Source organism: Aneurinibacillus uraniidurans (assembly GCF_028471905.1).
Taxonomy (GTDB): Bacteria; Bacillota; Bacilli; order Aneurinibacillales; family Aneurinibacillaceae; genus Aneurinibacillus; species Aneurinibacillus uraniidurans.
Map to the genome: position 1 here is coordinate 3,751,873 of NZ_CP116902.1, position 11,728 is coordinate 3,763,600.

Below are 11,728 nucleotides of genomic sequence, written 5' to 3' on the forward strand. Positions count from 1 at the left end.
TTCCCCCGTTTATCTTTTTCTCTCGTTTAAATCCAAACTAATGTCAAGCGCTGAAACAGAATGGGTCAAGCTTCCTACCGAAATGACATCGACACCGGTAGCCGCAATGCCTGCTACCGTATCAAGATTCACTCCGCCAGATGCTTCTACAACCATGCGACCGTCTACACGCCGCACCGCTTCCGCCATCGTTTCATTATCCATGTTATCAAGCATGATAATATCCGGCTTTGCAGCTATCGCTTCTTCCAGCTGTTCGAGCGTTTCCACTTCTACCTCTATGCGCATCGTATGCGAAATCCCTGCACGCGCACGTTGAACAGCTGCTGTAATCCCGCCTGCTCCTTTGATATGGTTATCTTTAATCATAACCGCATCAAATAAACCAATGCGATGATTATGGCCGCCGCCAACTACAACCGCATATTTCTCTAGCATCCGCAGACCAGGTGTAGTCTTACGTGTATCAACAATGCGGACATGCTCATTTGTTGTCCGCGCTTTCTGTACGTACGCATGCGTTTCTGTTGCAATGCCGGACAGGCGTTGCAGCAGATTAAGCGCCAGCCGTTCCCCACTCAAAATGCTCTGTGTGCTGCCTTCTACTTCGGCAATGACAACCCCTTTCTCGACATATGTCCCATCCTCCACTTTTTTCGTGAACGTAAGGGATGAATCAAGATTGGCAAATACGTGAGTCGCCACATCAAGCCCGGCGATCACACCCGCCTGCTTCGTATATAAGATGCCTGTCCCAACTGAATCCTGTGGAATGGTCGCCTGGCTTGTAATATCGCCAAATCCGATATCTTCTGCCAGCCACATCTCAATCTGCTGATCCAGCAGTTTTTCATTCATCTTCATTCGTATTTCGCTCCTCTAACACACCGTCTTCAATCGACTGTACAATATGCTTCCGCCAAACAATGTCATCCCGTTTCGGGAAATCTTCGCGGTAATGGCCACCCCTGCTCTCTTCTCTAAGCAATGCCGCGTTCGCTGCCAGGCAGCCGCATGTCAGCAAGTTCAAGTACTCAATCTCTTCCGGTCGGTCAAATTTATAACGGAACGCCTTCACGAAGCGCTCGAGCTCCCGCACTGCTTTTGTCAGACCTTTCTCATGACGCTTCAGCCCAACATGCGTAAGCATAAGCTTCTGCAAGCGCAGCTTACGTTCGATTACCGTGTCGCTGTTCATCGTCTGTTGACGCATCAAAGAAAACGAGATCGCAGGCACTTCTTCTCCAAGCGGCTCCATTTCTTTTACGCATTCCGAAATGCGGCGGCCGAAGATAAGTGCCTCTGTCAGCGAATTGCTTGCCAGACGATTGGCACCATGTACACCCGTGCAGGAAACCTCCCCACACGCAAACAGACGCTTCGTTGCTGTTTCCCCGTTCAAATCTGTTTTAATGCCACCCATGATGTAGTGAGCCGCTGGCGCTACCGGAATCCAGTCGGTTACCATGTCTAAGCCATAACGCAGACATACTTTGTAAATAGTCGGAAAGCGATGCTTGATCAATTCTTCTGATTCGTGCGTAATATCAAGATAAACGAATGTGGAGCCCGTTGCTTCCATCTCAGATACAATCGCACGCGCTACAACATCACGCGGTGCCAATTCTTTCTGCGGATGATACTTATCCATAAAGCGTTCACCGTTAATGTTACGCAGCACAGCCCCTTCACCACGTACCGCTTCTGAGATCAGGAAGCGTGGTGCCCCCGGATAAAACAGTGCTGTCGGATGGAACTGGATAAACTCTACGTCCTTAATATAGGCACCCGCACGATAGGCCATGGCCATACCGTCTCCTGTTGCAATCTCCGGATTTGTCGTATACCGATACAGCTGGCCAGCACCACCTGTCGCCAGAATGGTTGCATTCGCCCGAATGTATACCGTCTCTCCTTCCGGTTTCCGGACAAGTGCCCCGATACATTCACCTTGATTTGTTACTAAGTCTAATGTGAAATGATCTTCAAGAATTTCGATACGCTCATTTTCTAGCACACGCGCAGAAAGAGCACGGACAATCTCCGCCCCGGTCGCGTCACCCTGTGCGTGCAAAATACGACGCTGGCTATGTGCCCCTTCTTTGGTCAGCGCTAATACTCCATCTTCTTCATCAAACTTCGTACCATAGTTAATCAGGTCGACGATACACGAAGGTCCTTCATTCACAAGTACTTCAACCGCTTCATTCGAGCAAATACCGGCCCCGGCGATCAAAGTGTCTTGGCGGTGCAGTTCGGGCGAATCTGTTTCTGCGGTTACAGCCGCAATTCCCCCCTGTGCATATTGAGTATTGCTCTGGGTGAGTGCCGTCTTGCTAATAAGTGTGACATTTTTTTGCTCACTGATTTTGAGTGCTGTATACAATCCGGCAATCCCGGAGCCAATAACGAGTACATCTGTCGTGTATGTGGTAAGCTCACCTAATTTAAAATCAAGGACATACCTCGGTACCATTTCTTGCTACCTTCTTTCTCCACTGTTTCCTATCCGTATCATACACATGTCTGTTCTATGATGCTTGACTTACTGAACAGCTTCAACCGACAACATCCGTTCGAGGGATGCACGTGCTTTATCAGCGATTTCTTCCGGCACATAAATTTGTGGCTGCATCGTTTCGAGACAGTCGGCCACTTTTTTAAGGTTATTTACTTTCATGTTCGGGCACACCAAATATTTGGAAGCAAAAATAAATTCCTTATCCGGGCTGTCAAGGCGCAGCTTGTACCCAACGCCATCTTCTGTCCCGACAATGAACTTCTTGTGATTTGATTCACGACAATATTTAAGAATACCTGTTGTACTACCTACGAAGTCCCCTAATGCAACAACTTCTGGTCGGCACTCTGGGTGAACAACGAACTGCGCATCTGGATGTTCTTCTTTCAGCGCCTGTACGTCTGCAACAGTTAGCTGATCATGTGTATTGCAATAACCCTCCCAGATAATCATGTTCTTATCAGTGAACTGAGATACCCAGTGACCAAGGTTTTTATCAGGAACCCAGATGATTTCTTCTGCATCAATGGATTCAATAACATTTTTCGCGTTAGACGATGTACAGCAGATGTCTGTCTCTGCTTTCACATCCGCCGATGTATTAATATAAGCGACCACTTTGGCATTCGGATGCTGCGCTTTTAGCTTGCGCAAGCCACTCACATTTACCATATCTGCCATCGGACAGCCTGCCCGCTCATCCGGGATAAGAACTGTCTTGTTCATATTCAAAATCTTCGCACTCTCGCCCATAAAGTGAACGCCGCAGAATACAATGACATCTGCATCTGTCGTCGCTGCCTTCTGAGCAAGACCAAAAGAATCTCCAAGAAAATCGGCAATCTCCTGGATTTCTGGACGCTGATAATAATGCGCAAGAATAATTGCATTTCTCTCTTTTTTAAGACGCATAATCTTGTCTCGTAATTCTTGATTCCGCTGTTCTTTTTTCGCTAAAGCTAACGCTTCCATTTTCGAGTAAACCTCCCGTAATGCCCCTTATGCGCTCATTGGCGCAATACAGGTAGAATAGTTGTATCATACCTTTAATCAGAAAAATTGTACAGCGGCACACGACAAGAAAAAACCTCCCAATAATCGGGAGGTTTTTTTCACTACACGCTCGGTTTGTCGTTATTCTCGCTATCAATGCCCGGATACGGAGCGGCATCATCAGCCTTACCTGTAATCTGAACTTTCACATCACCAGACGTTACTTCTTTCACGTCACCGTTTTTCATCGTTAACGTGCCTGTCTCAATGATGCTCTTGATCTGTCCAGCATCGAGAGTTTCTACTTCAAGAAGGGCTTGTGCTACGCCTTCCAGTTTATCCATATGCTCAGTCAGCAGTTCTGTACAACGCTGATGACAATCGCGAATGATCGTCTGGATTTCCTGATCGATCTGACGCGCTGTCTCATCACTATAATTCTGCTCATGACCGAAATCACGACCAAGGAATACTTGCCCCTGGGTCTGGCCAAACTGCATTGGACCCAGATTCGTACTCATCCCGAACTCTGTAACCATACGGCGGGCAATGCCTGTCGCACGTTCAAAGTCGTTATGTGCGCCTGTGCTTACTTCTTTTAGCACAAGTTCTTCTGCTACGCGGCCGCCAAGGAGACCAACGATTTTATCAAGCAGGTCGGACTTAGTGGCAAAGAAACGGTCTTCCTTCGGCAACATGACAGTGTATCCGCCTGCGCTGCCGCGTGGAATAATCGTAACTTTATGCACCATATCCGCATTTTTGAGGAAATAACCACAAATCGTATGACCCGCTTCGTGATAGGCGACGAGACGTTTCTCATCGTCACTAATAACGCGTGACTTCTTCGCTGGTCCAGCGATTACACGGTCAATCGCTTCATCCACTTCATCCATATCAATCTTACGCTTGTTGCGGCGGGCTGCAAGAAGTGCTGCCTCATTCAACAAGTTCTCAAGATCTGCTCCTGTAAAGCCTGGTGTACGGCGAGCAATAACATCAAGGTCAACCTCTTCACCAAGCGGTTTATTACGGGCATGTACATGAAGGACTGCTTCGCGGCCTTTCACATCTGGGCGATCCACCGTAATTTGACGGTCAAAACGTCCCGGACGAAGAAGTGCCGGATCAAGAATATCTGGTCGGTTTGTTGCAGCAACGATGATGATCCCTTCGTTTGCACCAAAACCATCCATTTCTACAAGCAATTGGTTAAGAGTTTGTTCCCGCTCGTCATGACCACCGCCAAGACCAGCGCCACGCTGACGCCCAACTGCATCAATTTCATCAATAAAGATAATACATGGTGCATTCTTCTTCGCATTCTCAAACAGGTCACGCACACGCGACGCACCGACACCGACAAACATCTCAACAAAGTCGGAGCCGCTAATGCTAAAGAATGGTACACCTGCTTCACCTGCTACAGCACGAGCGAGAAGCGTTTTACCGGTACCCGGAGGACCAACAAGCAATACACCTTTTGGAATACGCGCACCCAGTGCCGCGAATTTACGCGGGTCTTTTAAGAACTCAACCACTTCTACCAGTTCGGCCTTCTCTTCATCTGCACCGGCTACATCATTGAATGTAACCTTTTTCTTCTCATCGTTATAAAGCTTCGCCTTACTTTTGCCGAAGTTCATCACTCTGCTGCCGCCACCCTGCGCTTGATTCAGCAGGAAGAAGAACAGAATGAAGATAATAACGAACGGAATGATCGATGTCAGGAAGGTAAGCCAGACGGAGTCACCCTTTTGTTCCAAATATTCTTCCTTGGAAAGGTTAGCAGCTTCAATCTTCTGAATCAGGTTGTTGTTATCATACAAAGGTCCATTCGTGTAAAATGCAGTCTGGTCCTTCATTTTACCCTGAATATAATACGTACCGCGATCCGGACGAACCTGGACCTCTTCAACCTTACCCTGGCTTAAATACTGCCGGAACTCATTATAAGGGATTTTTGTGGTGTCCGGTCCCGTGTTGGTGATAAAATTAACAATCCCAACTGTTACTAGAATAATTAGCAAATAAAATCCTGTATTGCGGAAGAACCGATTCATTCCTTACCTCCTCTCGCGCTCAAACACTACATTATTTTACCACACGCCATACAGGCTCACAACTTGCTTAATTTAGCTATAAACCGACGGCTTCAAAATTCCAATATACGGGAGGTTGCGATATTTCTCCGCATAATCGAGCCCGTATCCTACTACAAAAGCGTCTGGAATCTGGAATCCGCAAAAATGCGGCTCTAGGTCAACAGTGCGGCGTGCTGGTTTATCCAGCAAAGTTACAACCTTCACAGTTGCTGCATTACGGCGTTCCAAATTATCAATCAGATAACTCAATGTAAGTCCGCTGTCGATAATATCCTCTACAACGAGAACATGGCGGCCCTCCACCGATGTATCCAAGTCTTTCATGATGCGAACAATACCGGACGATTGTGTTGACTTCCCATAACTCGATACTGCCATGAAGTCCATTTCAAGAGGAATCGTCATACGGCGCACAAGATCAGTCATGAACGGTGCCCCTCCGCGTAAAACACAAATTACAAGCGGATTTTTGCCTGCGTATTCTTCAGAGAGAATGCTGCCTAGCTCGCTTACTTTTGCGGAGATTTCTTCCTCTGAAAACAGTACTTTTTCAATGTCTTTTTCCATGGTGGTCCTCCTGACGCTTCATACCTTTGTTTCATCTATAAAAGCGACTTACTGAAATTCTACATATAACAAATCGTCCGTGCCTTCTCCTGGTGTACAGACAGCAGAACGCCGCACGCCTGGAATCCAGAGAATTTGACTTTCATCCGTAAGCAAAGGGATAGATTCGCGATCCGACTGTGGAATTTTGGCATCGATAAAAATATCTTTCACCTTTTTGGTTCCAGTCATGCCCAAAACTGTCATCCGATCTCCGTCCCGCCGCTGCCTCACATATAGCTTACCCTTGATCTTAGCAGGATCAAACACGGCAAATGTACCCGGTAAATTAACGTTCTTCGTATCCGTCCTTTTACCGAAATAGCTACGAAACGTTCTGTTAATTTCAGGAATATATGTCATTCCCGGAACTTCCAACGTGTATATGTAGGGGGGTATAGAAACATCCTTATATATAGACGAAAAAATCACCCGCTGATACTCCCGGCGTACTTGTATGCCACCCGGCAGATCAAGTCGGCCAGAAGGATACGTATCGGCGATGATTTGTCTGATATGCTCAATATGAAAATAACGGATGTTACCGATGTCGCTTTTCAGCAGATAACTTAATATTAGTTTAATCATCCTCCTTTGTAAAGCAACGTGATGCAATACAAAACCATTTTGTACTATCACTATTGTATTCATTTTTTTGGTGTGTATGATTTCGGCAAGTGTGTCCCGAGCGATTTGATCCATCAGGTCATTTTCATCCCGAGCAAGCACGGTTAGCTGCGTGATTGCATCTGTCAGATGTGGATTTTCCTGCTTCATAAGCGGTAGCCAATGCCTGCGAATACGATTGCGCAAATACGTATCGCTGTCGTTACTCCGGTCATGACGCGGTTGTAGCTCATGCGCAGCACAGTATGCTTCGATTTCCTCCCTCGTCACAGCCAGCAATGGTCGGATGATGGACAGCCCCTCTTTCTCACGCTGTATAGGAATACCACTAAGTCCCTCCATTCCTGTACCACGAACTAGACGCATAAGCACCGTTTCTGCCTGATCATCTGCGTGATGTGCAGTTGCAATGATCCGGCTTTCTGTTTCTTTCGCTACCCTATGCAAAAAATGGTATCGCACCTGTCTAGCCGCTTCCTGAGTACCCGCTCCTGTCTCTGCCATAATACGCGGAACATCAATGGACTCAGCCACGCACGGAACAGCAAGCTTTGCACATAGTTCCTGTACATACTTACTGTCTGCCTCGGACTCCTTGCCACGAAAGCAGTGATTGAGGTGCGCAACAGTCAGATGAAGATCATATTGCTCCCGAAGACCCACTAGCAAGTGAAGCAGTGCTACTGAATCCGGGCCGCCTGAGACTGCGACTACAATCGCATCTCCTGCACGTAGAAGGGTGTGCTCCTTAATAAAATGCTGCACACGTACAAGCAAGTTATCCCTCATGTTGACTGACCTCCTCGGCCTATATGTACTATACGTATCGAAAAAACATACGGTTGCACATTTTTTCGATATCGTTATCATATCAAAAAAAGGGCCTGGCAGGGGAATGCCAGGCCAAGGATCATTAGCTCACATAACGTGGTCGGTCAATATGCGGTGCATTCGGTACAGGAATGGTCGCCCATGGCAGCATATACCGATCAACACGCGCTACCATCACGGTCATATCATCATGAATTTCACCATAATGATGGCGAATCACCAGCTCAAGCAGACAGTCAGCCACCTCCTGCGGGTCATTTGTTTTCAATTCGGAGATTTTCCGCTTCATCCACAACGTTTTGTTCTCAACGGTACGCGCTGCTTCATAAATGCCATCTGTCATCATAATAAGAAGGTCGCCCGGCTTCAACTGCTGGCTTACAATATCTACGTCGATGTCGTCAATGATCCCAATCGGCAAATTATTAGCCGAGATCGGAATGACCTGATCACCGCGTTTAATAAAGCTTGGGGTTGAGCCGGTTTTAATGAATTTCGCTTTTGCATTATGCAAATCAATAAGCGCAAGGTCTACCGTCGCAAATATCTCATCTGGTGAGCGCAGGGAGAGCACCGTATTCACCGATTTGATGCTGAGTGATTCTTCCATGCCGGATTCGAGAAGCTGCTGCAGCAGCTCAAGCGTGGAGGAACTCTCCCGGTATGCTCGCTCTCCATTGCCCATCCCGTCACTCATCGCAAGCGCCATTTTCCCTGGCCCAAATTCCATGATTTTAAAGCAATCACCGGATAATAGCTGTCCTCCTTTGGCGGCTCCGGCTACCCCTGTCAGTAGTTCAAACTCTTGGGCCGATCCTAGACACATTTTGCATGATCCATCCGCAAACGCCTGGCACCCTTTTTCCTTTACCGTAATTTTCTCGCCGAGAATGTCCGTCAACAGCGGTGAAATCAGCTTCGAACACTCATCCCGTCCCTGGCAATACGGCTGAACAATCTCAATATCCACCTTCCCTTCTTCTAGGTTCAATATGTCGACATCCCGCACTGAGAGCCCCATCCCTTCAAGTGCCTGCAAAATCTGCTGTTCCTGCAGATGCAGATGAATGCCTTCTTTTTGCAACTCCCCGGCAAAATTGTGCATGACACGCGATACCCCGGCTAGCTGCTCTGCCACAAGGCGCCTGCTGTCGGCGATTTGCTGTTTTAAATACAGCTGATTCTGCCAGCGGACGAATTCCCGTTCCATCCCCTGCATCACACGCTCCTGTCGCACACATTTGCGCAGGAATTCTTTCGGCATGTCATTAACCGTAACTTCTCCCTCACGCTTCATCACGTGAACCATGTCGCTCATAAATTCATACGTCCCTTCAAAATTGCGGCTCCAGCACTGCTCCCGCTTCCAGCAGCGATCACACGTGTTTCTTGTTACCTCTGCCAAAAACGCCTCCACCTGCATCTCTTCACTCGCCTCCTCTACCAGGTGAGGATTCACGAACGTATCGGACAGTTTGGTAAACAAACGTGAGAATTGCTCAATTCGATCGACGGTCACATCCCGGACTTTGCGCAAATACTGCTGCTGGGACGACTCGTTCTCTTCCGTACCCGGAATAAAGGTGGCAATCTCATTCATCACCGACCGCGGTGTAAACAGGAACAATAATACCGCAATAAAGGTCTCAAGCGTTGACTGCAAAATCTCCCGATGCTCTCCTACATACAACGTAAGAATAGATGAACCCATCAGGAGGCCCACAGCAATCACCAACTTATTACCTTCACGAAGCAATCCGGCCAAAAGACCGGAAAAGGCTAGCAAGCTAATCTGATAAACAGCCTGAACATTCGCCAGACTCAAGATCAAACCGGTCACAACCCCGACAGCAGCCCCCACTGTCCCTCCACCAACTGCTGCAAACATCAGCACGAGATAACGGGCCAAAATGTTATCGACCGCTACATCTTGCACAATCCACCCTGCCGTTCCTGTCATGACGGAGGCTAATAAAATAATCAGGCAAATAATTTCTTCTGTTCTCAGGTGATTAGCATTTCGTCGCTTGGTAAGAAGAGGAATGGCCTGCACAAAGATATGAGCGAGAATTAAGCTTAGCACCGCTTCAACCACATTCATGAAGGCTGTATATAGCCCAAGATGGCCTGTAAAATAGTCAACTGTATTGCTTGCGAGGAGGACCGCGAGAAATGAGAGGAGGGGCGCGTAATGTAAGTCGGACTTTTTTCGCCTCTCCAGGATGCTTAGCATCACAACGATAAAAACCATCGCCGTAAAATTTGACGCTGCGATTCCCGTTGACTGCATGGCGCTGCCCGTAATAACCGAAAACATAATGAGCAACAACCTGTTTTTCTTGAGGAAATACATAACGGCGAAAAAAGGGACAGCGAACGGGGAGAGCTCTTGCAAAATAACAGCCCGTCCAAGCAAAAAACCCATAAGAAGGTGAAGTGCTCCCCATCGCGTAGCAACACTTGTAAGCCACCCTTTTCCTTTTTGTCCTATTTTCTGGCCTGCCTGTTGAACTGAATCAGACATACTCATTTTTCCTGTCCACTTTGCTGATGCTTGATTTGCCATCGTCAACACCACCTATTCGGATTTTGGTGATTCCCATTATAAGCACATGGCAATCGGATAATTTGTCAAAATTTCAGCACGATAAATAAAAATATTCCGACAATTTATCCTCTTCTTTTCGGGCGATATCGACGTTTCGACGGCAGGAAACCAACAAGAAAAAAGAGAGGCAAATGCCTCTCAACCATTGGTATTACTGTGCTTTTTTGTTTTGTTCAGGTGTGATGAAGATGACTTCACCCTGCTTCGAAAGAAAGAGCTGTTGACGAGCCAGCTCGGCAATATACTGGCTGTCATTTAAGCGTTTCACCTGTAATTCGAGTTCTTTCTGCTTTTGCTTTGTTTCATCCGCCTGGCGCTGTAAATCCGCGAAACTGCGCTGTTTTTCAGCCAGTTCCTGGCTTTGCTCATAGTACGTATACCCGGCCCATCCCAGAAACAGAACGACAAAAATCTGCAAAACACGCATTCGGCGCTTACGTCCGTAGTTTTGTGGCGTAGATTGCGGTTTCTGCATAGTCTTCCACCTTTCCTGTGTGGTCACGTTACATTTTCTTACCTTTTAGCCACGCAGTCAAGGCTTGCCATCGTTTCGTACCATATCGCTTTGCCCGGCCAAGCGGTTTTCGTATTCGACTCCATACCATATTCCACACCCATCGTCCTACCCAGTGGAACGGGCGAAGGAGCCATTGCCCGGTAACGAGCAGGCAGGTCAGGAGAAGTAGCACACTCTTCTTGACGACCCGATACAAGAAAAGAATCGGGACAACAAGCAAGTAATAGCCTGTACGAACCAGAAGCCGATATAACCACAAGCCAAACGTGATCATTCGGTTCAGCAGAGCAAGATATGGATACCTGAGCATCAGGAAGTAGACAATCGCCCCAATGCCAATTCCGAAAAAAATATAGAGGCGTACAACCCCCTCATTTATCCGTAGCAGCGTACCGAACACGAGAAATATACAGCTTATCCAGAATAAAAAATCACATATCCAGACGAGCCAGCGGGTCAGGTGGCAGCGCCGCTCAAATGTCCGGTATGTATCATATAAAATTCCGACCGCGCCCCCGCACAGTACCATCGACAGCATCGTCACAGCTTGCCCGGTAAGCGTCACTTAAAGATCCGGCCAAATAACCCTTTGGCCTTCTCCGCTTGATACGCTTCGTCGATATACTCCATCGCAAATACGATCCCCTCTATCGACACTTGCCCGGTCTCAAGGCTCAAGTTTTTCATATGCAGATTTTTTCCTTTTATCGTTAGGAATCCTGCTTCCGTCTGCAGGAGAAATTCCTCGTGATCGAAGCTCTCAACTTTTAGCACGCCTGTGATATCAAGCTTTTTACGGTTGATCATCACAATATCATGGCGGATCTGCTTCTTCGGATTCGTGTCCATCATCGCGGCATACCCTCCTTTTTATACCATCGTATGGAGGATGAGCGTCCTTTAGAACAGAAAAAAGACGA

At 47.4% G+C, this 11,728-nt stretch carries 9 protein-coding genes and 1 pseudogene; all 10 read right to left on the bottom strand.

Annotated elements, in window-relative coordinates:
* Positions 1-9: 9 nt before the first annotated feature.
* The 10 genes and pseudogenes from nadC to yabP all read right to left on the bottom strand — a co-directional run bounded on the left by nadC (position 10) and on the right by yabP (position 11,660).
* Positions 10-864 (bottom strand): carboxylating nicotinate-nucleotide diphosphorylase, encoded by an 855-nt coding sequence (nadC, locus tag PO771_RS18905; RefSeq protein WP_272561164.1) that lies wholly within the window; start codon positions 862-864, stop codon positions 10-12.
* A complete protein-coding gene (gene nadB / locus PO771_RS18910) occupies positions 851-2,476 on the bottom strand; it encodes an L-aspartate oxidase (protein WP_272561165.1) in 1,626 nt (541 codons plus the stop codon). Before nadB ends, nadC begins: the two co-directional genes overlap by 14 nt.
* 69 nt (positions 2,477-2,545) lie before the next feature.
* A pseudogene (gene nadA, locus PO771_RS18915) lies at positions 2,546-3,499 on the bottom strand (quinolinate synthase NadA); the annotation flags it as partial.
* Between the two features lie 137 nt (positions 3,500-3,636).
* Positions 3,637-5,577 carry an ATP-dependent zinc metalloprotease FtsH gene (gene ftsH, locus PO771_RS18920; RefSeq protein WP_272561167.1) on the bottom strand — a complete coding sequence of 647 codons (1,941 nt, stop codon included), beginning with the start codon at positions 5,575-5,577 and terminating at the stop codon, positions 3,637-3,639.
* Positions 5,578-5,649: 72 nt separating this feature from the next.
* Entirely contained in the window at positions 5,650-6,186 is a 537-nt protein-coding gene (hpt, locus tag PO771_RS18925) for a hypoxanthine phosphoribosyltransferase (RefSeq protein WP_272561169.1), read from the bottom strand.
* A gap of 48 nt (positions 6,187-6,234) precedes the next feature.
* Positions 6,235-7,641: a tRNA lysidine(34) synthetase TilS gene (tilS, locus tag PO771_RS18930; protein WP_272561170.1), complete on the bottom strand. Its 1,407-nt coding sequence runs from the start codon at positions 7,639-7,641 to the stop codon at positions 6,235-6,237.
* A gap of 124 nt (positions 7,642-7,765) precedes the next feature.
* A complete protein-coding gene (gene spoIIE, locus PO771_RS18935; protein ID WP_272561172.1) occupies positions 7,766-10,249 on the bottom strand; it encodes a stage II sporulation protein E in 2,484 nt (827 codons plus the stop codon).
* Positions 10,250-10,442: 193 nt separating this feature from the next.
* Entirely contained in the window at positions 10,443-10,766 is a 324-nt protein-coding gene (locus tag PO771_RS18940; protein WP_272561174.1) for an FtsB family cell division protein, read from the bottom strand.
* A 28-nt stretch (positions 10,767-10,794) separates the two neighbouring features.
* A complete protein-coding gene (yabQ, locus tag PO771_RS18945; protein WP_272561175.1) occupies positions 10,795-11,373 on the bottom strand; it encodes a spore cortex biosynthesis protein YabQ in 579 nt (192 codons plus the stop codon).
* The gene (gene yabP, locus PO771_RS18950; protein ID WP_422664967.1) at positions 11,370-11,660 is read right to left on the bottom strand and encodes a sporulation protein YabP; all 291 of its coding nucleotides are present in this window, start codon (positions 11,658-11,660) and stop codon (positions 11,370-11,372) included. The genes yabQ and yabP overlap by 4 nt, the downstream gene beginning before the upstream one ends.
* Between the last annotated feature and the right edge of the window lie 68 nt (positions 11,661-11,728).